Annotated in this window: 21 protein-coding genes; 15 read left to right on the top strand and 6 right to left on the bottom strand. The window is 50.4% G+C overall.

Annotated features, from left to right (window positions below):
• The first annotated feature begins 2 nt into the window (after positions 1–2).
• The 8 genes from BDT_RS15285 to BDT_RS15250 all read left to right on the top strand — a co-directional run bounded on the left by BDT_RS15285 (position 3) and on the right by BDT_RS15250 (position 6,763).
• On the top strand, positions 3–1,775 hold the full coding sequence (locus BDT_RS15285; protein WP_015092140.1) for a tetratricopeptide repeat protein: 1,773 nt from the start codon (positions 3–5) through the stop codon (positions 1,773–1,775).
• Complete coding sequence (locus BDT_RS15280) at positions 1,775–2,431, top strand: hypothetical protein (protein ID WP_015092139.1); 657 nt, start codon at positions 1,775–1,777, stop codon at positions 2,429–2,431. Before BDT_RS15285 ends, BDT_RS15280 begins: the two co-directional genes overlap by 1 nt.
• Positions 2,431–3,393 (top strand): 3'-5' exoribonuclease YhaM family protein, encoded by a 963-nt coding sequence (locus BDT_RS15275; protein WP_015092138.1) that lies wholly within the window; start codon positions 2,431–2,433, stop codon positions 3,391–3,393. The genes BDT_RS15280 and BDT_RS15275 overlap by 1 nt, the downstream gene beginning before the upstream one ends.
• An 11-nt stretch (positions 3,394–3,404) precedes the next feature.
• Positions 3,405–3,911 carry a serine O-acetyltransferase gene (gene cysE / locus BDT_RS15270; protein ID WP_015092137.1) on the top strand — a complete coding sequence of 169 codons (507 nt, stop codon included), beginning with the start codon at positions 3,405–3,407 and terminating at the stop codon, positions 3,909–3,911.
• A gap of 1 nt (position 3,912) precedes the next feature.
• Positions 3,913–4,338 carry an Mpo1 family 2-hydroxy fatty acid dioxygenase gene (locus BDT_RS15265; RefSeq protein WP_015092136.1) on the top strand — a complete coding sequence of 142 codons (426 nt, stop codon included), beginning with the start codon at positions 3,913–3,915 and terminating at the stop codon, positions 4,336–4,338.
• Between the two features lie 591 nt (positions 4,339–4,929).
• A complete protein-coding gene (gene rpsD / locus BDT_RS15260; RefSeq protein WP_015092135.1) occupies positions 4,930–5,556 on the top strand; it encodes a 30S ribosomal protein S4 in 627 nt (208 codons plus the stop codon).
• Entirely contained in the window at positions 5,556–5,792 is a 237-nt protein-coding gene (locus tag BDT_RS15255; protein ID WP_015092134.1) for a hypothetical protein, read from the top strand. Before rpsD ends, BDT_RS15255 begins: the two co-directional genes overlap by 1 nt.
• 131 nt (positions 5,793–5,923) lie before the next feature.
• Positions 5,924–6,763, top strand: a complete 840-nt coding sequence (locus BDT_RS15250) for a hypothetical protein (protein WP_200859540.1) — start codon at positions 5,924–5,926, stop codon at positions 6,761–6,763.
• Between the two features lie 36 nt (positions 6,764–6,799).
• Here BDT_RS15250 and hrpB read toward each other — a convergent pair whose 3' ends face one another.
• Genes hrpB through BDT_RS15235 form a run of 3 tightly spaced genes read right to left on the bottom strand, consistent with a single transcriptional unit; the run spans position 6,800 to position 10,728 of the window.
• Complete coding sequence (gene hrpB, locus BDT_RS15245) at positions 6,800–9,340, bottom strand: ATP-dependent helicase HrpB (protein WP_015092132.1); 2,541 nt, start codon at positions 9,338–9,340, stop codon at positions 6,800–6,802.
• A 3-nt stretch (positions 9,341–9,343) separates the two neighbouring features.
• Positions 9,344–10,000: a 16S rRNA (cytidine(1402)-2'-O)-methyltransferase gene (rsmI, locus tag BDT_RS15240; RefSeq protein WP_015092131.1), complete on the bottom strand. Its 657-nt coding sequence runs from the start codon at positions 9,998–10,000 to the stop codon at positions 9,344–9,346.
• Complete coding sequence (locus BDT_RS15235) at positions 10,000–10,728, bottom strand: HAD family hydrolase (protein WP_015092130.1); 729 nt, start codon at positions 10,726–10,728, stop codon at positions 10,000–10,002. The genes rsmI and BDT_RS15235 overlap by 1 nt, the downstream gene beginning before the upstream one ends.
• Before the next feature lie 93 nt (positions 10,729–10,821).
• Between BDT_RS15235 and phnD the strand changes: the two genes are divergently transcribed.
• The 4 genes from phnD to BDT_RS15215 are packed head-to-tail and all read left to right on the top strand — an operon-like array spanning position 10,822 to position 13,906.
• Positions 10,822–11,715 (top strand): phosphate/phosphite/phosphonate ABC transporter substrate-binding protein, encoded by an 894-nt coding sequence (gene phnD, locus BDT_RS15230; RefSeq protein WP_015092129.1) that lies wholly within the window; start codon positions 10,822–10,824, stop codon positions 11,713–11,715.
• Positions 11,712–12,497, top strand: coding sequence for a phosphonate ABC transporter ATP-binding protein (phnC, locus tag BDT_RS15225; protein WP_015092128.1), 786 nt, complete (start codon positions 11,712–11,714; stop codon positions 12,495–12,497). The genes phnD and phnC overlap by 4 nt, the downstream gene beginning before the upstream one ends.
• A complete protein-coding gene (gene phnE, locus BDT_RS15220; protein WP_015092127.1) occupies positions 12,475–13,485 on the top strand; it encodes a phosphonate ABC transporter, permease protein PhnE in 1,011 nt (336 codons plus the stop codon). Before phnC ends, phnE begins: the two co-directional genes overlap by 23 nt.
• A gap of 16 nt (positions 13,486–13,501) precedes the next feature.
• On the top strand, positions 13,502–13,906 hold the full coding sequence (locus tag BDT_RS15215) for an acyl-CoA thioesterase (RefSeq protein WP_015092126.1): 405 nt from the start codon (positions 13,502–13,504) through the stop codon (positions 13,904–13,906).
• Here BDT_RS15215 and BDT_RS15210 read toward each other — a convergent pair.
• Positions 13,903–14,820 (bottom strand): chemotaxis protein CheX, encoded by a 918-nt coding sequence (locus BDT_RS15210; protein WP_235046153.1) that lies wholly within the window; start codon positions 14,818–14,820, stop codon positions 13,903–13,905. The two genes, BDT_RS15215 and BDT_RS15210, sit on opposite strands and share 4 nt — an antisense overlap.
• Before the next feature lie 223 nt (positions 14,821–15,043).
• Here BDT_RS15210 and BDT_RS15205 point away from each other — a divergent pair, with 223 nt between their 5' ends.
• Positions 15,044–15,835, top strand: a complete 792-nt coding sequence (locus tag BDT_RS15205) for a GYF domain-containing protein (RefSeq protein ID WP_015092124.1) — start codon at positions 15,044–15,046, stop codon at positions 15,833–15,835.
• Between the two features lie 26 nt (positions 15,836–15,861).
• Positions 15,862–16,848 (top strand): hypothetical protein, encoded by a 987-nt coding sequence (locus BDT_RS15200; RefSeq protein ID WP_041577941.1) that lies wholly within the window; start codon positions 15,862–15,864, stop codon positions 16,846–16,848.
• Here the strand turns inward: BDT_RS15200 and BDT_RS15195 are convergent.
• A complete protein-coding gene (locus tag BDT_RS15195; RefSeq protein WP_235046152.1) occupies positions 16,779–18,590 on the bottom strand; it encodes an ABC transporter ATP-binding protein in 1,812 nt (603 codons plus the stop codon). The two genes, BDT_RS15200 and BDT_RS15195, sit on opposite strands and share 70 nt — an antisense overlap.
• Positions 18,583–20,253, bottom strand: a complete 1,671-nt coding sequence (locus tag BDT_RS15190) for an ABC transporter ATP-binding protein (RefSeq protein ID WP_158320245.1) — start codon at positions 20,251–20,253, stop codon at positions 18,583–18,585. Before BDT_RS15190 ends, BDT_RS15195 begins: the two co-directional genes overlap by 8 nt.
• 346 nt (positions 20,254–20,599) lie before the next feature.
• Between BDT_RS15190 and BDT_RS15185 the strand changes: the two genes are divergently transcribed.
• A complete protein-coding gene (locus tag BDT_RS15185; protein WP_015092121.1) occupies positions 20,600–21,334 on the top strand; it encodes a helix-turn-helix domain-containing protein in 735 nt (244 codons plus the stop codon).
• Positions 21,335–21,389: the final 55 nt, after the last annotated feature.

Raw genomic sequence — 21,389 nt, 5'->3', positions numbered from 1 at the left:
CTATGAGCGGTGACAACGTGATGAGCAGCACAGAAAAGAACTGGTTGGTTAAATCCTCCACGAGGATTCTGGGCCCATTCACTCTTGCTGAAGTCACCGAGCAATTGCGCTCAAAACAGGTGTCCATCATCGATGAAGTTCGCCAGCCGGAAGGCCGTTGGAGCTACATCCGTGAAAACAAGTTGTTCATGGATATCGTCAAAAACATCCGTGAAGAGCAGGATTCCCACTCTGAACAAACCATGACCCAGTCCATTGCTCATCACACGATGACAAGGACTGATGTATTGCCAGTGACCGATGACCTGACGCCGACACCGGTGCCGCATCTGGATCTGACTCCGCCACCGATTCGCGACATCAAAGACGTGACTCCGTTGGTGCAGACGCCGGCGAATCGCGCAGCAGTGAACGCAACGGCTGCAAAAAGTTATGGCGCCACGGGCGACACCCGTTTGCAGGGTAAAATCCGTGAAAAGTCCAATCTTATGCGCTGGGGAATCCTGGCGGCGGCGGTGGCCGTGGTGGGTGTGGTCTTCGTCACACTTTCTCAGAAAGACAAAAACAAATCCCTGGGCTATGAAGAACTGATGAGCCAGGCTTTGCGTTACAAGTCCCTGGGCTTGTATGAAAGATCCCTGGAATCCTATCAGCGCGCCTCCAAACTGAAGGAGCCTGATGCGGAAGCACAGGTGCAGATGGCGACAGTGCTGATTTCTGAAGACCGTCAAAGTCTGATGGGCCGTCGTATTCTGGAAAGAGCCCTGGTTCAGGAAAACCGCAGTCGCAGCGAAATCGTCGATGCGTATCTGGGGATTGCCGTGTCCTATATGATGGACGGGGACCTGAAACAAGCTGAAGACACTTTGCAAAAAGCCATCGGGCATGAGCCATTTAATATTTCTGCTCTTTTGAATCTGGCGATTATCCAGTTGAAAAAGGGGAACTACGGCGAAGCGATGCGCGACTTTGATTCGATCTATCGCAAAAATCCTGGTTCAGTGCTGGCGCTGTTTGGTAAAGCCATGGCGTCCGTGGAATATGCAAAAACCGTCAATGATCCGAACTTCCTGAACCAACTGGTGGGCGATATCAAAGCCAATATCCAAAAGACCGGGTATCTTCGTCAGGAGCTTTTGCTGTTCCTGGTGTATGCACAAAGTCTGATGGGTGATGTGGACGGGGTGAACCGTGCTGTTGTGCAGTTCCTGGCAGAAATGCCGGGTCAGGCCCGCAATTACATCCATCCATTGCAGGTGGAGTGGCGTTTCACGCAGTGGGATTATCTGGAAAAGTACTGTGCGGAAGCATTTAAAAAACAATCTCCGCATGCTGAATTGAAAGCCCTGCGCTCGGTCTGTTTGATGGAAGTCAATCGTGACTCGGATGCCTCTAAAGTACTGCAAGAGGCTTTGGCCGAAGCTCCGAAGGACCCGTATGTTCTGGTGACTCAGGCCAGCTATCTTTCCAAAGTGGGGCGTCTGCCGGAAGCTTTGGGAATCCTGAAAATGCCGGAGCTGTCCCAGATTTCTGTGAAGAATCTATTGATGGGTGACATCTGCATTATCACGCAGGATGTGAATTGTGCCCAGACGTCTTATACTCATATCTATAGCACTGACAAACGAAGTGCTCCGACTTTGTACGGCTTGGCGTGGGTGATGGTGAAGAGCAACAACCGTCCTATGGCTTACGACTATGTACGCGCCGGTTTGCAGGCTGAACCAAATTATCTGCCACTGCTGGAGTTGAGGGATCAACTGGAGTCTGAGTAATGAAACGTTCCGTCCAGGCCGCAAGTATCTGGATGTTTCTTTTGCTGGGAGCCTGCACCAAGGAGCCCGGTTACCACGTGGCTGATTATCAGGAAATAAAATTCGAGGATGTTCCTGAAGAAGTTAAAATTCCCACCAAGGCCTGGGACCTTTTGGAGTTCAAGCCTGCAGCAGACGGCCATGGGGCTGCCTTGGGTAAGAACCTGATCTTTTCTGAATTGACTGTTTATCTGGTTGAAAAAAATGCCGGTGTGGTTGAAGGCGAAGCCATCAAGATCCAGCTTCCGCGCGGCGGGGGCACGATTGATCTTTCACGTTTTATCACCGATCGCCGTGGCACTTTTTATGTGGGCTTTGATTTTCCAGAGTTCACTGATGCCACGGGCAAGAAGGTTTTGTTCTTAAGCAAGGCGCGCAAACGCCGGCTGGGCAGCGAGATCTTTGGTGCCGGGTGTAATCAGTACTTTGATATCACTGATGAGTTCTTCAAGAAAATGAAGGCCGAAGGACTGAAGGTCAACAGCACGCAAGACAGATACTTGAGCGTGCTGGGTGGAAGCTTCCTGTTCGCGGCGGAAAAAGGGGCGGATGTGCATCTGGCCCAGGTTCGATTCACCAACTCTCAACAGCCCCAATTCTTCTGCGAGGAGCGCTGATGGAAAAACAAACTGTCCAAAGTCTTCAGGATAAAAGCAATGTCGACGCTCTTTTCCTGGTGAAGGAAAAGAATGTTTCCGTCGGTAAAAACGGCCGTCCTTTTATGGGTCTGCAATTGGGTGATGCCACGGGCACTATCGACGCCCGTCTGTGGGACCGCGTGGACGAGCTGGCTCGTGAATTTGAAATCGGCGACATTCTCAGAGTAAAAGGTCTGGTTCAGATCTTTCAGCACCGCAAACAACTGATCGTGCATCGCCTGGAGCGTGTGGAGGCTTCGACTGTGGATATGGCGGATTTCATTCCTGCCACCGCCCGCAATGCCGAAGACATGATGGCAGAGCTGACGCAGTTGGTGCGTTCGATGAAAAACGATTATCTGCGCCAGTTGGTGACGGACACCTTGGAAGATCCTGAGATCCGTCCGATGGTGCTGCGTGCACCGGCCGCTAAAAGCATTCACCACGCGTGGATGGGTGGATTGCTGGAGCATATTCTTTCCATCTGTAAAATCATGGATTTTATGGGGACACACTATTCGTTCCTGAATCGTGATTTACTTTTGTTCGGTGCGATTTTTCACGATATCGGTAAAGTGTGGGAGCTGTCGTATGACAATGGAATTTCCTACACGGATCGCGGCCGTCTGATTGGGCACATGCAAATCGCCTGTGAGCTGATAGACAAGAAGTCCTCACGTATCCTGGGTTTTTCTGAAGAACTGCGTGACATCTGCAAGCACATTATCTTAAGTCATCATGGCAAACTTGAATACGGATCGCCCAAGCGTCCGAAGTTCCTGGAGGCGATGGTGGTGGCCATGGTGGATGATTTCGACAGCAAGGTCGCCACCGTGAAAACTCTGATGGATAACGAGCGCGGTTCCGGTGAAAAGTGGTCCCGTTATAGCGAACTGTTTGATCGCTATTTCCTGCTCGATGATATGAACGAGAAATACTAGAAAAGAAGCACATGATTAGCGGCATTTTGGAATTCCTGCGCACTTATAAGAACTACGACCCGGCGGCAAAATCCCTGTGGGAGATCGCTTTGCTTTATCCGGGCCCGAAGGCCGTGGGATTGCATCGTATTGCTCATGAGCTTTATTCCATGAAATTGTTTTTCCTGGCCCGTTTGGTGGCCGAGATTTCCCGTTGGTTGACCGGTATTGAAATTCATCCCGGCGCCACTTTGGGAAAACGTCTGGTGATCGATCACGGTTTCGGCGTGGTGATTGGTGAAACTGCAGTGATCGGTGATGACTGCATTATCTTTCACGGTGTGACTTTGGGCGGACTGAAGTTTGATCCGGTGAAGCGCCATCCCACTGTGGGCAACAAAGTGCTGATCGGAACGGGTGCCAAGATCCTGGGCCCGATCACAATCGGCGACGGTGCACTTGTCGGTGCGAATGCCGTCGTGATCCGCGAAGTTCCAGCCGGTGCCACTGTTGTTGGCCCTGTGGCGACGGTGAAGTGATATGAAGTCGCTGGAGCAATGGTTCGCTGAATACAGTGAAAGCCACCAGCATCCCGTCAATCAGCGCCTGCATAAGATCTGTGTGCCTCTGATCTTTTTTTCTATCGTAGGAATGCTTCTGCAAATCCCTGTGAACCTGGGACCGATTAAACTGGGCGAGCTGCTGATTGCGGTGGCCTTGGGCTGGTATATGACCCTCGGACCAAAGGTTTTTCTGGTAATGTTGGGGCAACTGGTTCTGAGTTATGCTTTGGTTTACGTACTTAGTCTTTGGGTGTCACCGATCTGGCCGTTAGTCCTGATATTCGTTCTGGCGTGGGTGGGGCAATTTTATGGCCATCACCTTGAAGGCAAAAAGCCATCTTTTTTCAAAGACTTACAGTATCTACTGATCGGGCCCCTGTGGGTGGTCCGTGGTCTGTTTTGAGCTCCAAGATATTCTCATCCGGTTTTCATGACTCAACCTTCATATTAAATGGTTCGCTTGCCGCTGTGCGTTTCTGAGATACTAAGGGTGATCTTAATCTAGGCGAAAGGAGTTCGGCTATGAAGCAGACAGAACAAATCCAGACGGTGCCAACTTCGACTCCGCATCAGGAAAGCAACGGTACAGTTGCCCCGGTACGTAAGAGAAGAAGTCGCAGACGTCTGAGTGGCTGGTAGTAGCTACCGCCACTGAGCCGGTGAAAAGGGCCCAATCGACTGCGTTGTCGGGCCATCTTCTCGCTCCGACGTGCTTAGAGCACGCCTGCACTGCGAGGATGACCCTCCGCCTTGCGCTTGAGCCCTTTTGACCGGCTTTTACTTTTAAAGCTCCCATTTCGGGGGCTTTTTTTTGGTCTTATCAAATCTGGGTATTAATTTCATTTTCAGTTGGCACTTCAGTTCGTTTTCAATCTCAACTTCTTTTCAATGCGCTTTCCTCACGTTTTCATTCACGCTTGTTTTCAATGAAATGCTGTTCTTTCGCGCAGGGTGCTTTTAAATCGTCTGACGACATTGAAGGATGAAATAATCTATGAACAGACAAGGTAAAACGCCACGTTTTAAAAGACAGAGAAGACTTTTGACCGAACTTCCCGGTATGGGGAAGGCGGGCGCTCTGGAAAGACGCCCATATCCTCCAGGTCAGCACGGCCTTCGTCGCCGAAAGTACTCTGAATTCGCTTTGCAACTTGAGGAAAAACAAAAGCTGAGATTCCACTACGGCCTGCGCGAGGAGCAGTTCCGTCGTTTGATCAATAAAGCTAAAAAATCCAAAGCCACCAACTGGGTTGAAGCTTTGGTTAACTTGCTGGAAAAACGCTTGGACAACGTTGTATTCCGCCTTGGCTTTGCTGCCAGTATCCCTGCAGCAAGACAGTTGGTTTCCCACGGTAAAGTTCTTGTGAACGGCAAGAAAGTAAACATCGGTTCCCAGATCATCAAAGTGGGCGACAAGATCACTTTGAAAGATGAAGCCTACCAAAATCAGGTTTACATGGCTGCGAAACAAGCTCCACGCCTGCCTTTGCCATCATTCATGGCTAAAGAAGATGTAGCGGGTAAAGAACAAGGCCGTTTGACTGATGAACCAAATCTTGAGTCAGTTCCATTTGCGTTCGAGCCAGGTTTGGTAATCGGTTACTACTCAATGAGGGGCTAATGAAAACGACTAAATTCATCGAAGCAGAGCAAATTGCTTTCGAAGAAGTAGCTGAAAACTGGGTTTCCGTAAAATTCGGAGACGAGAAGTTCGTGATCGACGTGGATACTCTGTTCGATCTGTCCTTCCGCTGTGCTTCTTTCCTGGCTCAAGTTGAAGCCAAGGAAGAGGAACAGGCCGAAATGCAAGGCACTTGTGCCTGCGAAGGCATTCCCGCAGAAGCTAAAGTACACTAAGAAAAAGGCCTCGAAAGAGGCCTTTTTTTTGCTCAAAATCACTCGCTAATTCAGTTCCAATGGCACCGGCATTGCTTTTCCCAATATCAGAGTCACTTTAAGTGAATCAGAGCCCGTATATTGGAGGCCGCATGCCCTTGTTTCGCCCATTTTTGTCGTTTGTTCTGGGGTTGGTCACCTGCCTTTCCGTGGCTCAGGCGCAAGCCCGTCCCCAAAGTGCGCTGGATGTGATGACTTTCGAGGACGAATTCACCTGCAATGACAAGTTTCCCCATCATTCGTTCTGTGAGGCTGTGGAATTCCGCCCCTGGTCTGAAGCCGAAAAACAAATCGTCAGCCAGTATCTGGCCAACATCAATGATCCGCGCCTGGCTTCTCTGTTGGAAGTGATCAAAACCAAAGGCATCACCAAAATCCATCGCGTGGGTTACGGAGCCACCTGGTACAACAATATTTCCAAACGCCGGGCCGAGTTCGTGCGCAGCCGGGACAAAGCTTTGTTGTGGGTCAATCCGGTCACTAACGTCATTGGTTTCTCGGACTCATTCTTTACCGGAACTTCATTTATGGATCCTTACGCCAAAGTGGATCGCAAACAGATCAATGTCTTCCACGAACTGGTGCATGTCTTTGATGTGGCGCTGGGGCATGTTTCAACTTCGCAGGAATTTTACGACAGCGTCGGCTGGCACTGGGACGGCAAAGACCACGTGATCGGCGGGGTGGACTATCATCAATCCCAATTGGACTTTAAAAATATTCTGGCGTTGGTTGGAAACAAACAAAGTGCGCTGGCTTATGCTCAAGACCGCGAGTTGGGAATTCGCTATGGATTCCCGACGGTGTATTCCATGACCAATACGCATGAATCATTCGCCGAGATCATTTCTTATTACATCTTTGATCCCACTGCGAAAGACTATCTTTCACCAAAGATTCAGCAGTATGTGAAAGCAATGCTCAAAGAATAGTGGCGCACTGCTTCGGAAAAAGTAAGCAGGTACCTTTTAGTGGCGACGGCGGCCTTTGGCTTCGGGGATTCCGTCGGCCGGGTCTTCGGGCCATTGGTGCTTTGGATACTTGATGCGCAATTCTTTGCGCACTTCCGGGTATCCGTTTTTCCAGAAGCTTTCCAGACTTGAAGTCACCTGCACCGGACGGAAATTCGGTCCCAGCAAATGTAATGTGATTGGAATGGTTTGTTTGTAAACCTTCGGTGTCTGCATCAGGCCGAACACCTCCTGAATGCGTACTTCCAGATACGGTGGTTTGTCGGAAGGATAAATCACGCGGATCTTGCTGCCGCTGGGGACTTCAATGCGGTCGGGGATTTCCCGGCGCAGGGTGTTTGCCGTTTCAGATGGCAGAACACTTTCAAAGAAGAAACAAAGATCTTTTTCCATCACCGTCTGCATCTTGCTTTCACCCATGCAGGCTTGAGTGAAGGCTTCGATCTTCAGCTTTTCAATATCAAGATTCAGATCCTCTTGCTGTTGCAGGAACTGCAGCCGTTCCCACCAGTGTGACAAGGCTTCGTTGGTTTTTAAAACCAGATCAAACTTGTCGGCCAGAATCTGTGGCAGCTTTTCAGAAACTTCGGTTGCAGAAGCGGGACTGAGCGAAGGCTCTTCCAAAGGAAGACCGTACAAAGATCGGTATTCGCGGGTGAAGAACTGTCCTTTTTCTTCGACAAAGGACACATCGCGGGTTTTGACAATGTCATTGCGGAAAAGATCCAGAACGAAGTCTTTATCCGCACCACAAGCAAGGCTTACCATGGTTTCAGCGTCTGAACTGCCTTCCACGCCATTCAGAGCGGCAAAGAATTCAGAATTTTTCACCAGAGTTTCATTTTGCAGTTTTACTCCACGACCACCCACCATCAGGGCGCGTTCGGTTTTTCCGCGTCGTCGGCACAGGCGATCGGCATAAGCTGTCAGCAGGATTTTTTTAGTCAGGGCCAGCTGCTGGTCTTTCTTAAGAGCCGCTGTCGGAGTGTCCGAGGACTTTTGCAGTCGCTTGGCCAGTTCCTGAATCTGGCGAGCCGACTGATCCACCGTTTGCAACGAGAAGTAAGCACTGCCTGCAGGGGCTTTCTTGCTTAATCGGAACTGATGTAAAACCTCCAGACGCGCACTTAAGTCGCATTCCAGATTGTCACCCAGGAACGAGGCTATGGATTCACGTCTTAGGATGTCACGTTCTTGCAGCAAGGCCGCCATCTCTGACGCCAATTCAATGGCGCCCAGATCCATTCCCACCAGCATCAGTTTTGCCAGACGCACGGGCAGTGGGAAGTGCAGGATCTTGCGGCCCAGGGCTGTGATCTTGTTGCCATCATCAATGGCGCCAGCAATGCGCAGGTAGCGAAGGGCATTTTCAATGGCCACTTTCTGAGGTTTTTCAAACCAGCTGAAAGAATCAAAATCAGTGACACCTTGAGCGCTTAAGAACAACAAACTTTCAGTCAGGTCCACGCGCTGGATTTCAGCCACTTCGCTTTTGCCGAAGGACAGTTCATCCATTTTATTCCACATGCGATATGCGACACCCGGAAACTGGCGGGCGGCACGGCCCGAGCGCTGAATGGCGCTGGACAGGCTGATGCGTCCCAGTTCCAGACGGGAAAATCCGGTGCGGTGATCCTGCTTCATGTTTTTAGCAAGGCCCGAATCGATAACCGTGTTCACACCATCAATGGTGACCGAGGATTCAGCAATATTGGTGGAAAGGATCACGCGTTGTTGTGAAGTCTTTTTTAAAGCACGGCGCTGATCTTCCAGATTCAAGGAACCATGCAATGGCACCAGTTCGATGTTCTTGCTATCGGCCCAGGTCTGCAAAGCATCTTTGGCCCGGTCGATTTCACCAACGCCCGGCAGGAACACCAGAATATCATGACGGGTTTGCAGTTGCGCTTCTTTGACGGTCTGAACGACGGAATCAAAGAACTGCGGAAAGGTTTGCAGTTGTTGTGATCCCTTTTGATAGCGTACATCCAGATCAAACAATTTTCCCGGCACGCTGACAATGGGGCAGTCGCCTAAATAGCTTGCGATCTTTTCAGCTTCCAGGGTGGCGGACATCACCAGAATCTTGATATCCCGGCCAAGCTCTTGCAGTTCACGCAAAAGTCCCAAGGCCAAATCCACATGCATGGAGCGCTCGTGGAATTCATCCAGAATCACCAGTTCGACTTCGGAAAGTTCCGGGTCTTCGATCATCTGACGCGCCAGCAGCGCTTCGGTCATAAAGACCAGGCGGGTTTTATTCGAAGTTTTATTGGCAAAGCGAACCTGATAGCCGATTTCTTCGCCGACCTGCCAGCCTTGTTCTTCGGCGATGCGGTGGGCGGCTGCAATTGCAGCCATTCGGCGCGGTTCCAGTACGATGACTTTTTTTGAAGTGACCTGCAGCAGGGCCGGAGGCAGACGGGTGGTTTTACCCGCGCCCGGTGCGGCAGTGATCACAAGATTCTGGCCGTTCTTCAGCAGGCTTTGAATCTGGGGAACAAAACTGTCTATGGGAAGCAGCAGGTCCTGGCTCATCAATTAAACCGGATACATCAGCAGCATGAATTCGGCCTTGTCGGCTTTCAGGCCGCCGATCAGTTTGTCGATCGGTCCTTCAATCACCACTTCTTCTTCCTGTGACAGATTCATTGTCAGCAGGAAGCGACGTTGAGAGAAGTGCTCTTTCATGTCGTTCAGGGTTTTCTTCAGACGGTAAGGAGTGTCCATCAGAATGATGGCGCGTTTTTCTTTGGTCAGTTCTTTCAAAGCCCGGGCACGGGCTTCGTTTTCTGCCGGCAGGAATCCGCGAAACACGAATTCATCAATGCGCTGACCGCTTAATGACAACAATCCCATCAGGGCCGAAGCGCCCAGCACAGATTTTACCGGGATGTTTTTCTGACGGCACAGGCGCACAACATCAGCACCCGGATCACAGAATCCCGGCGTGCCACAGTCAGAAACCAAAGCCACCGTTTGATTGGCGCACATGGCAGCCAACGAGGCTTTGTCGTCCGGGGTGGAATGTTCATCCAGGACTTCATAAGTTTTGCCGGTGATGCCGTGGGCGCGCAGAAGTTTTGAAGCTTCCTTCGTGCTTTCGCAGATCACCAGATCGCAGGTTTTCAATATTTCCAGAGCACGCTGGGAAATTTCATTGATATCACCAATCGGGGTGGCCACCACGTACAACATCAGGACTCCTTCTGATTCAGCAGGAAGTTCATGATGCGCGGAAGGTTTTCCGGTGGCTCGGCTTTGCCTGCGTGGGTGCTTTCAAAGAAAATCATCTGTACCTTGGGACAGTGCTGAGCCAGGTGATGTAAATTCACCGGTTCATTTTCAAAGAAATAAATAGATTCATAATTTTTGCACTGGGCATCCAGGAACCAGTCCGTTTTGAACTTGGCATCGTCCATGCTGCGATGAGGTTTCAAAACCAGCTCGGCTTTTTCATTCAACGGGAACCCCCATTGAGCAATCACTTCGCCCGAGCTTCCACCCATGCGTTCGACATCCCGGCCGGTCAGATACACAACGTGGGCGCCAGCGTCTGAAACTGCATTTACAAATTCAACCGCACCTTCATAAGGGGCATCAAACTGCAGATAGTGGTTCGAGAAAAAACTTTTCTGCCAATAGGCTTTCACGGCTTCCTGGAACTCCGGATGGTGACCGTCCAGTCCGGCACGGGTCAGGGCGCCGACGATGCCCCAGTCAGTTCTCAGAGTCTTGATGTTCTTTAGCAACGCCACTTGTTCAGGGAATTTTTTTTGATTCAATGGCGAGGCCGCGAAATCCAGAAGGATTCTTTCAAGGCGGGGACTGACATCAAATAAAGTGGAGTCGAGGTCGAAGACCGCAAGGCTGGTTTTGCCCTGTTTTGTGAGGTCCTGAATATTAACAAGAATCTGTTCCAGCATAGGGGCCATCTAGCCATACAAGTCCAGTGAAATCAAAGACTTTTCTTGCCCGTGCTTGGGGGTTTTCTATAATGATTTTGGGAGGCAAACAGCATGAAGAAACTTCTTCTTGGCATGGTTCTGTGTGGACCTGTTGTATTGGGTGGATGTCATCTGAAGAAAGATGTTTTGGGGACGGTCGAAAACCCGATCAAGTTTCATTTGGTCCCCGCCGTTGATGCCAAAGTTCTGACCGACAATTCGCAGATTCTGAAGGATTATCTGGAAAAGAACACACCTTATAAATTTCAGATCACCATTCCTCAGAACTTTGTGGCGGTGGTGGAATCCTTCGGCACCAAGCGTGCGGATGTGGCAGCTATCAACACCTACGGATACTATCTGGCTCACAAGCAATACGGCGTCGAAGCCCGTCTGACAGTGATTCGTTATGGGTCTGCAACTTACCAGTCACAGTTCCTGGCCCGGGCCGATGGAAAAGTCAAAACGCTGAAGGACCTGCACGGAAAGAAAGTGGCCTTTGTGGATCCGGCGTCGACGTCGGGTTATCTGCTGCCTCTAAAAACATTGAAGGACCGCAAGATCGAACCGAAAGACACTGTCTTTGCGATGAAGCATGATTCCGTTGTGACCATGATCTATCAAGGGCAGGTGGATGCCGGTGCGACTTATTACAGCCCTCCACAAAACGGGCAGCTTGAAGACGCCCGCCGTCTGGTGAAGACCCAGTATCCTGATGTCGAACAAAAAGTGAAGATCATCGAATTGTCCGAACCCATTCCGAATGATCCGATCGTCTTCCGCAAAGACATGCCGGAAGAAATGAAAGAAAAGATCGTCGACACCCTTTTGCAGTTTGCTGCCACACCTGAAGGACAGAAATCTTTGGATTTGATGTTGGGCGCGACAAACTTGAAGAAATCCACCGACAGTGACTATGACAGCGTTCGCGAAATGCTGTCGACGCTGGCTCCGGAAGGGAAGTGATTGTGGCTGAAGCCCTGTTGCGCGTTGAAAACCTGTCCAAGACCTATCCCAACGGGGTGCAGGCGCTGAAAAATATCAATCTGGAGGTTCATCCCGGGGAATTCCTGGTGGTGATCGGTCTGAGTGGTTCCGGCAAGTCGACATTGCTGCGATGTCTGAACCGTCTGCAGAAGCCGACCTCCGGGAACATCTATTTTTCAGGGCAGGAAATCGGACAGCTGCAGGATGTCACGAAGATTCGCAGTGTGCGCAGCAAGATGGCGATGATCTTTCAGCACTTCAATCTGATCCCACGTCAAAGTGTTTTAAAAAATGTTCTGATGGGTCGACTGGCGGCAAAATCCACCTGGCAAAGTTTGTGGGGGATGTTTTCTGGCCAGGAAAGATCTGAAGCGAAAGAAAACCTGCGGTTGGTGGGTATCGCTGAAAAGGCATCGCTGCGCGCGGATCAGTTGTCGGGCGGGCAAAAACAGCGCGTTGCCATTGCCAGAGCATTGATGCAAAAACCGACATTGCTTTTGGCGGACGAACCGGTGTCTTCCTTGGATCCGGCGACCTGCCACGTGGTCATGGATTATTTGCGCAAGATCAATCAGGAAATGGGCATCACCGTGATCGCCAATCTGCATTTCCTGTCTTTGGTCAGAAAATACGCCAGCCGGGTGGTGGCGCTGAAAGATGGCGAGATCGTCTTCCGCGGAAAACCTGAAGAAATCACCGAAGAATGGTTCCGACGTATTTACGGGGAAGGAGCACAGGATGTTGCGCCGAACGATATTTGACGGCATCGTCTTTGGATTTTTACTGTGCCTTCTGGCGGCAGCTTTGTTTGTCACCTCGGAAGAGCAGCTTTTGCAGCTGGGCCTGGTTTCTGCCCTGGCTTTATTGTTCTTTGTCGTCGGGTGTGGAATCAGTCTGGCGCTTTCATCGCGTAAAGTCGTCACGCTGGGTGCACGCTTGTTCGGATCTTATCCGGGTGTGGAAGACGATCGCCCCTGGTATCGCACGTTCTGGTGCTGGCAGTTGATGGTGTCGCTGTTCGCCACGCTGACTGTGGCTGTGATCAAGACTGAATTTTCGTTTGTGGAACTTTTTGATCAGAATGGTTTTGCGGGCGCCGTGCGATTGTTCAAAGGCCTGTTAGACCCGAACTGGGATGTTTTACCCCGAGCGGTGTTAAACATTATTGAAACCATCTTTATGGCGTTTCTGGCAACAACGCTCGCGATCCCGGTGGCATTTTTACTTAGCTTTGTCTGCGCAAAGAATATCATGCAGGGGCCTTGGGCGCGGGTGGTTTATTTTGTCATGCGAACCTTCCTGAACGTCACTCGTTCTATTGAAGCCTTGATCTGGGCGATTATCTTTTCAGTGTGGGTGGGAATTGGTCCCTTTGCCGGCATGCTGGCATTGATGATTCATTCGATTGCTTCACTGGCCAAACAATATTCCGAGATGGTTGAATCCGTTGAAGAAGGCCCCATTGAAGCCATTGAATCCACGGGCGCCAATAAACTGCAAACGATTTGGTATGCGATTGTTCCTCAGGTGCTTTTGCCTTATATTTCATTTACGGTCTATCGCTGGGACATCAACGTGCGCATGGCGACGATCATCGGTCTGGTCGGTGGTGGCGGTATCGGCACAATGCTGGTGCAGTATCAGGGGCAGGCGATGTGGCGTGAAGTGGGTTGTATCATTGTCGTGATTGCGGTGGTGGTGTGGGCCCTGGATCAGGCGTCGGCCTATGTTCGTGAAGCATTGAAATAGTCTTAAGGAGCTTTCCATGTCTGTTTTGAATAATTATAAAGTCACTATCAAAGAGCACCATGTGGATTCTTTGGGTCACATGAACAATGCCACCTATTTGGCGTTGTACGAAGAAGCCCGCTGGGAAGCCATCACCAGTCGCGGTTACGGATTCAAGGACATTCAAAAGCTGAAGCAGGGCCCGGTGATTCTGGAGGTGAATCTGAAATTCCAGCGCGAGGTTTTACTGCGTGAAAACATCACCATTACATTGGAAATGCTGGGCTACAAAGGCAAGATCGGCCAGATGAAACAGCAGATGATCAAGGACGACGGCAGTGTTGCCAGCGAAGCGGTCTTTACATTTGGTCTGTTTGATATGAAAGAAAGAAAGCTGATAGAGCCCACTCCGGAATGGAAGCGGGCGATCGGGATGGACTAAGCGGCTTTGGCCAGAGGCAGGGCGACGACGGTGATGTAGAACTTTCCTTTTTCAGTGGCAAAAGGAATCATCATCCCCGCGGAGCCTTGTGCGCAGGGCACATTCTGGCCGTTGCCCAAAAGAACTTTTGGCACGGTCATCTGTACGCCATAGGAACTGATTTCCGCCTTGGCGTTACCAAAGATAATATTATTGATCTCTCCGACGGCATCCTGATTGTCTTTGTTCAATTCAGTTTGTTCTTCCATCAGCATTGAGGACACAACTTCCAGGAAGCTGCCTTTATCAAAGGAAATGCACAAGTGTCCCTGGAATGCCTGGGACTTGATCTCCACGACCGAGGAAACTTCCCCCATCATGGGATCGTGCGGGGACTTGGGGCCGGCTTTTTCCATTTTCACAGAAGGGCAGCCAAACTGACCCAGCACGTGAGTTGTGGCCTTGATGACGGCATTGATCACCCGCACATCCACGGCATACTTGGAGGCCGCTGCGGCTGTCGCCGGTTCTTTCGCGCCCGTACCGTGGTGTTGGGCATTCAGAACAGAGATCATCGCGTTGATCAGTTCGTTCGGAGAAACAGGTTTTTTAAAGAACTTTGAAGACTGCAGGCTTTCCGGCAGATCCGATGAGTCTCGTTGTGAGATCACAATCAACTCGGCATCCTGGGTATTCTTATAAGTATGGATACCATAAACGAAACCGCCGTCCATCAGGCGCGGCACTTCGGTATCAATCAGCACGACGTCGAATTTTTGGTTCTCTGATTTGATGGCAGCTTCGGCGCCATCCTTTGCACGGACCACAATCGGAGAAACCCCCGAGTTTTCAAGTTGCTTCAGCAAGGGTTCTTTCACCAGTTGCTCAAGCTCACAGTTGTTGTCCACGATCAGGATGTTTTTTCGTGTTTTCATTTCTTTCTTCTGTATGAATACCATAAACTCTATTCGGTTTAAGATCCCTATTTCTTAACTGGCAGTAATCTTGTCGGGTAAGTGTGAGGAAGCCTTTAACTGTATTTATTGTCGAGAACTTCGACGAAATTTCCCAAACAAATTACCAACAAATTGTCTAATATCCTACAGTTAAGTCATCTTCTGTTTGTGCCGAATAGTGCGGAACAGGAGTATCGAGAGCATGGGAAAACAGTATTATCTTTCGAACAATGGGACTCATATCGGGCCGTTCAATCTTGAGACAGTTTTAAAAAAGATCGAAACCCAAGAGAACCAGTGGACGGATTACATCTACGACGAAGCGCTGGGTGAGTGGCTGATGCTGCTGGAGCATCCGGAGTTTTCTGCGAAACTGGCACAAAAGCCTGCGACTCGACCTTCGGCGTCTCCGGCGTCATTGTTAAGCAAGCTCGCTTTGAAAGACAAAGAATGGTTTATCCTGAAAGAGGGTAACAACTATGGTCCGTTCTGCCAGCTGGAGCTGATCCAGATGCTGCAGGAAAAAGCGCTGTACGAATACGACTACATCTGGCACTCGAAGCTTCCTTCCTGGAAAAGAGTCGCCGAGGTGGAGGACTTCTCTGCGGAAAGCATCCGTGTGATGAAAGATTCCAAGGAAGCTGACGTGGCTGAGATCTTCTTCCGTCGTCGTCATGTGCGCGCCTCTTATGGTGCCTCTTTGATTGTTCATAATAACAAAACAGTTTTCCGCGGTCAGGCCCTGGAAATCAGTGCTGGTGGAGCAGGGGTTCTTATCGACACTCCGAATCTGCAGCCGGGACAAAGCCTGTTCCTGCATTTCCAACCGGGCGACGGTGTGCCGCCATTCAATGCGGTCTGCCAGATCGTCAGCAAACAATACGTGAAGGACAGCGGCGCCGCCGTAGAGCCGGTGAAGTATGGCGTGAAGTTTACGACTCTCAGTCAGTCCGCACGTGAATCGATCAAGAATTTCACAACGAAGGCTGCATAAACGCAGCCTTTGAGAGGATCTTTTGTATGAAAAAGGACTTTCAGCTTCTTGTTGCCGTGGCAGCGTCATCTTTCTTAATGGCCTGCGCGCAGAATGTGTCATTCGATCTGCCAGAAACTCAAGACAACTTCGGTCAAAGCATCACGTACAACAACAAAGTGGATATCCTGTGGATCGTGGATAATTCCACCTCCATGCTGAAACATCAGCAGCGCTTAAGCGAACAGGTTCCGGATCTGGTCAGTAAACTGAATACCTTAAAAATGGACTATCACATGGCCGTGGTGACCACCAGCATGGGTGGCACAACACCGGATGGTGGTAAGTTTGTCGGCAGTCCCAAGTATGTGACTGCGAAAACTCCGGATCTGGTCAACAGCCTGAAAAACCGCATGATTGTGGGAGAGGCCGGCAGTAACCTGGAGCGCGGTCTTGAATCCATGGAAAATGCCCTGTCCGCAAATTATCTGGCCAATGAAGGCAAAGGCTTTTTCCGCAATGATGCCCTGTTGGTGGTGATCGCATTGTCGGATGAAGATGACTTCAGTAAATCCAGTTCTTCTGCGGGCGTCACCTACTACACCAATTTATTGGATGGTATCAAAGAGCCGTGGGTGGATGGCAGCCGTTCCTGGGTGTTTAATTTTATCGGCGTCTTAAGTTTGACGTCCCAGTGCAAGACCTTCAATGACTTTGCCTCGGCGGGTTTAAGCTATATGGGCTTGGCTGACACTTCAGGTGGGGTGAAAGAATCCATCTGCAGTACGAATCTTTCGTCAGCAGTAGGGAACATCCGTTCACGCATCTATCAGATTCTGACGGACTTTAAATTGTCGAAAGTGCCTTTGGAAGAATCCATCACGGTCAGCATCAATGGTGTCAGCATTCCGCGTGACACCACCAATGGTTGGGACTATCTGGCGGCCAGCAACGTGATCCGCTTCTATGGTTCCGCTGTGCCGGCTGCCGATGCGTCGATCAAGGTTGATTTCAAACCCAAAGACGCGAACTGATAATACATGCCCTGGGCTTGCATAAGTTCTTCGTGCGAGCCCATCTCGGCCACTTCCCCCTGATTCAGAACAATAATGCGATCGCACTGTTCAATCGTTGAAAGACGGTGGGCAATGATAATACTTGTTCGGCCTTTGGTGATCTCTTTGGTCGCATCCTGAATGATGTGTTCACTTTCAGAGTCAATATTGGCAGTGGCTTCATCCAGAATCAAAATATCCGGGTTGAAGGCCAGAATCCTGGCAAATGCGATCAGCTGGCGTTCACCGACTGACAGGTTGGCGCCACGTTCGGCCACGGGGCTTAGCAGATCGCGCCCGGTGCGGGTCAATAGCGCCATATAGCCGGTCTTTTCACAGGCCATACGGACTTGTTCTTCGGTGATGCGCGGATCACCCAGGCCGATATTGTCGCGGATGTTGCCACGGAAAATAAAATTATCCTGCTGAACCACGCCGACGTGATGGCGGATCTCTTCGCGCTGGATTGATTCCAGTGCCAGCCCATCGACAAAGACCGTCTGTTCCGGGGCATCATAGAACCGCTGCAACAACGAAATGAACGTGGATTTTCCGCTGCCGGTACGACCCACCAGTGCCACGGATTCCCCGGCTTTGATGTGCAGGTTGATGTCTTTCAAAACCAGCGGCAGATGGCTTTCGTACTGGAAGTTCAGGTTTTTGATTTCCAGCTCCCCACGCAAAGATCCCGGGCTGGTCAGAGCGGCCAGTTCGTGCTCTTTCGGTTCATCCATCAGGGTGAAGATGCGCTCGGCACTGGTCAGCGAGTTTTGGAATTGCTGGTATTTTTCCAGAATCTCTCGCAATGGCGGGATGAAGTCCTGAATGTTCATCAAAAACGCCACCAAAGAACCAATGGCGATCGAGTTTTCAGCACTCAAATAACCACCGAAATACAAGGCCGAGGTGATGGTCACGGCGTTGAACAGATTCATCACGGGCTGCATCAGGGCATAGGCCTTGATCGAACGCATATTGGTATCGCGATAGTCCACCGACAGGGCGCCGAACTTGTCGCGATTGCGGGTCACTCGATTATAGAGATGAATGACTTTGATGCCGTTCAGATTTTCAGCCAGGAAGGCGTTGATTGTGGAAAGTTTCTTTTTCTGTTCACTTAAGATCGCACGGATTTTATTGGACAGGTGGAAAGTGGCCCAGATAAAGAACGGCGCCAGGAACAGCGACACCACGGTCAGCTTCCAGGAAATCAGGCTGAGCGCAATCACTACCGACGCGATGATAACCGCATTGGTGAAGACCGAGATCACGCCTTCTGAAAACAGTTCCCCCAAAGACATCACATCATTGGTCAGTCGGGTCACGATGCGCCCGTTGGGGGTTTTGTTGAAGAACTGCATCGGCAGTCTTTGCACGTGGTTCATCAGGTCTTCGCGCAGATGATACAGCATGCGGTTTCCGAACAACTGGAACAAAAAGGCATTCCCGAAAGAAAACACCGAACGCATGATTTCAAGCACCAGATACGCGTAAGCCACTTTGGTGAAGATCGACAGGTCTCGTCCCACGACGCCTTTGTCGATGGCCTGTCCAATCAACAGTGGAATCAGGCGGGCCACGGTGGCGCCGCCGGCAACCGCAAAGATCGCCATGAACAAAAGACCTTTTTCGCGACGGGCATAAGGCCACAGACGTTTAAACAGAATCGGGTACGTGACCTTGGTTTTTACCAGGTCCTCATTCATAAAATTATCATTCATGGTGATCCCCCAATCCTTGAATCTGCACAATCTTCTGGAAGGTCGGGCTGGTTTCGCGAACCTGCTCCATGGTTCCCCAGGCTTCAATATGGCCGTCTTTCAGGATCAACAGGCGGTCCACGGATTTTAGTGAAGACAGACGGTGAGCCACAATAATGCGGCTTAAGGAACCGTGAGTTTTACGCAGTTCCTGTTCGATGGCTTTTTCCGTGCGCGTGTCCACAGCACTTAAAGAGTCATCCAGAACCAGCACCGGGGTTTTCATGATGATGCCACGTGCGATGGTCAGACGCTGTTTCTGACCGCCGGACAGATTCACACCGCGTTCACCCAGCTGGGAATCAAATTTGTGCGGCAAGGAATCAATTTCTTTGGTCAGGTCCACAATTTCAGTCATGCGCTGAATTTCACCGATATCAGCCCGCTCGGACAAACCCAGGCTCAGGTTGTCGGCGATACTGTCGCTGAACAAAAAGGCCTCTTGCGGAACCAGTAAGAAGGTGCGGCGCAAAGATTCCTGCGTGATGCTGCTGATGTCATGGCCGTTGACCAGGATCTGACCTTCTTCCAGCGGATACATGCGGGTCAAAAGATTCAGAAGCGTGGTTTTACCCGCACCAACCGGCCCCATAATGCCCAGGCTTTCGCCGGCATTCAGGGTGAAGGACACATTCTTAAGTGCATACACCGAGCTGGTTTTATGGCGGAAGGAAACGTTTTTAAATTCCAGGGTCTGGAACTTTTCGATCTCGACAGTTCCGTTGTCAGGAATGTCAGTTTCGGTTTGCAGAACCTCTTTGATCCGGTCAAAGGAAGCATAGCCTTTTTGGAAGTTTGAAAAGCCCATGCCCAAAGCCGTCATCGGCCACACCATTTTCTGGATGTAGCGCTGGAAGGCAAAGAAGGTCCCGATGGTCACGGCCCCTGAATACAAACCATCTTTGGCAATAAACAGCAGAATCACGCTGCCTGAGGTGACACCAAATTCCATCACCGGAATGAACATCGAATCCACGCGCGCCACTTTGTTGCAGGCTTTTTCAAAGCCGGCACTGATGCCGTTGAAAAGCTGGGTGCGGTTGTTTTCCTGCGCGAAGCTTTTAATCACGCGGATGCCGCCCACGGTTTCCTGGGCGATGCCAGTCAGTTCTGAAAAGCGTTCCTGCTGAATTTTATAATTCAAATGGATCAAGCGCATGACCTTCCAGATCAGGAAAGGCACCAGCGGCAGGAATACCAGGGTTTTCCAGGTCCATTCCCAGTTCAGGGACATCATGATCGGCAGAACCATCAGGATATAGATGATCCCGTCGGCCAGGATCAAAAGGCCCGGGCCGATGGCCTGACGGAACGACTGCACGTCGTTGGTCAGAAGACTCATCAGTTCACCCACGGGGTTTTTGTGGAAGAAATTCGGTCCCAGGGACGTGATATGGCGGAAGATCTTTTGGCGGATGTGTTCTGCAGCGTAGGTGTGGAAGCGGCCAAAGTTTGCGCGCCACCCGTAGCGGGTGATTGCAAGGCCCGTCATCATCGCCAGGAAGATCAAGCAGGTTTTGCCAATGTCAGACAGCGGGGCCTTGGCTTGAATCTGATCAATGGCCGCTTTCATCACCAGCGGATACGCTGAATCAAGGGCATTCGTCAGCAGCAAAAAAAGCATCCCCAAGCTGAAGGCTCGGGGATTGTTTTTGATATAGAACCAAAGGGGACGCTTAAATAATAAGGAATTTTCAGAGGAGTTCTGCATTACCCCGGGGACTGTATTTAATCCTTCCAAAGTCTGCAAGAGAATTGGGCGTCCCTGTGAGATTGCTCCTGGCGTCGTTCATAAGCCCGTTGTTCCCAGCCGTAAAAGAAGGGGCGGGTCTGTGTCAGTCGTTGGAAAAGCAGTCTGAGAGCGGTCATTGGAACCTCCATGCCTGTAAATAGGATCGGCTGATTGGTGCCAGCATTCAATACCCTTGCTTGGGGTACCGTAATGTAATACTCTGGTTTTGGGGGTTGAGATGTCACAGATTGACCAGTTTTTGAATGCCTTAAAACGATCCTTAAAAGCGAAGAATATTCTTTATAAGGACCTCGCCAAAGCCTTGGATTTGAGTGAATCCAGTGTGAAGCGCATTCTTTCCAGCAAAAGTTTAAGTCTGGATCGTCTGGAGGAAATCTGCCGTATTGCCGACCTCAGTTTTTCAGAAGTGGTGAAGTCGGCGAATCTGGAAGAAGCCAATCAGCCGATGATTCTTTCTGACGAGCAGGAAAAGGCCCTGGCTGAAAACGCGCGCCTGCTGCATTTCTATATGATGCTTCAGGAAGGAAAAACCCCGCAGAAAATCGAAAAGGAGTATCAGATCCCGGGTTCAGAAGCGAAAAAGTATCTGTTCCAGCTGGATCGTCTGAATCTGATTGAGCTGCATCCTCGTGACAAGGTGAAACTGAAACGTCAGGGGTTCCTGCGTTTCCGTCGTGACGGGCCGGTGGGAAAAGCTTTGTTTGATCAGACCAAGTCGAACTATCTGAATTATGATTTCCGTCCCGAGGACTACATTCGTTTCACGCTGATCAAAGTCAGCGCGCCGACCCTGGCCAAGTACAAGGCCAAGCTGGAACGCCTGATGATGGATATGCAGGAAGAATCCCGTTACGAGGTGGAACATAACGTTTCTGTCATTGATTCGGGTGTGCTGATGGCGTTCCGTCCTTGGCAGTATTCTTATATGGGCGCTTTGAAGAAAAAAGAATAGCCCTCGTTTGATTACCTGATTTTCATACACTGTTTACTGGCAAGTGCAGAGTCCC

Origin of the sequence: Bdellovibrio bacteriovorus str. Tiberius, assembly GCF_000317895.1 — a bacterium.
Lineage (GTDB): Bacteria > Bdellovibrionota > Bdellovibrionia > Bdellovibrionales > Bdellovibrionaceae > Bdellovibrio > Bdellovibrio bacteriovorus_F.
The sequence above is the reverse complement of the archived record's forward strand: the minus strand, read 5'-3'. Positions and strand labels throughout refer to the sequence as shown.

Coding starts and splice junctions, on each gene's coding strand:
- phnE (WP_015092127.1), top strand. CDS start 12,475: ATGTTGCGCCGAACGATATTTGACGGCATCGTCTTTGGATTTTTACTG.
- phnD (WP_015092129.1), top strand. CDS start 10,822: ATGAAGAAACTTCTTCTTGGCATGGTTCTGTGTGGACCTGTTGTATTG.
- BDT_RS15275 (WP_015092138.1), top strand. CDS start 2,431: ATGGAAAAACAAACTGTCCAAAGTCTTCAGGATAAAAGCAATGTCGAC.
- BDT_RS15255 (WP_015092134.1), top strand. CDS start 5,556: ATGAAAACGACTAAATTCATCGAAGCAGAGCAAATTGCTTTCGAAGAA.
- BDT_RS15210 (WP_235046153.1), bottom strand. CDS start 14,820: ATGAAAACACGAAAAAACATCCTGATCGTGGACAACAACTGTGAGCTT.
- cysE (WP_015092137.1), top strand. CDS start 3,405: ATGATTAGCGGCATTTTGGAATTCCTGCGCACTTATAAGAACTACGAC.
- BDT_RS15215 (WP_015092126.1), top strand. CDS start 13,502: ATGTCTGTTTTGAATAATTATAAAGTCACTATCAAAGAGCACCATGTG.
- rpsD (WP_015092135.1), top strand. CDS start 4,930: ATGAACAGACAAGGTAAAACGCCACGTTTTAAAAGACAGAGAAGACTT.
- BDT_RS15285 (WP_015092140.1), top strand. CDS start 3: ATGAGCGGTGACAACGTGATGAGCAGCACAGAAAAGAACTGGTTGGTT.
- rsmI (WP_015092131.1), bottom strand. CDS start 10,000: ATGTTGTACGTGGTGGCCACCCCGATTGGTGATATCAATGAAATTTCC.
- BDT_RS15265 (WP_015092136.1), top strand. CDS start 3,913: ATGAAGTCGCTGGAGCAATGGTTCGCTGAATACAGTGAAAGCCACCAG.
- BDT_RS15195 (WP_235046152.1), bottom strand. CDS start 18,590: ATGAATGATAATTTTATGAATGAGGACCTGGTAAAAACCAAGGTCACG.
- BDT_RS15235 (WP_015092130.1), bottom strand. CDS start 10,728: ATGCTGGAACAGATTCTTGTTAATATTCAGGACCTCACAAAACAGGGC.
- BDT_RS15185 (WP_015092121.1), top strand. CDS start 20,600: ATGTCACAGATTGACCAGTTTTTGAATGCCTTAAAACGATCCTTAAAA.
- BDT_RS15205 (WP_015092124.1), top strand. CDS start 15,044: ATGGGAAAACAGTATTATCTTTCGAACAATGGGACTCATATCGGGCCG.
- BDT_RS15280 (WP_015092139.1), top strand. CDS start 1,775: ATGAAACGTTCCGTCCAGGCCGCAAGTATCTGGATGTTTCTTTTGCTG.
- BDT_RS15190 (WP_158320245.1), bottom strand. CDS start 20,253: ATGCTTTTTTTGCTGCTGACGAATGCCCTTGATTCAGCGTATCCGCTG.
- hrpB (WP_015092132.1), bottom strand. CDS start 9,340: ATGAGCCAGGACCTGCTGCTTCCCATAGACAGTTTTGTTCCCCAGATT.
- BDT_RS15250 (WP_200859540.1), top strand. CDS start 5,924: ATGCCCTTGTTTCGCCCATTTTTGTCGTTTGTTCTGGGGTTGGTCACC.
- BDT_RS15200 (WP_041577941.1), top strand. CDS start 15,862: ATGAAAAAGGACTTTCAGCTTCTTGTTGCCGTGGCAGCGTCATCTTTC.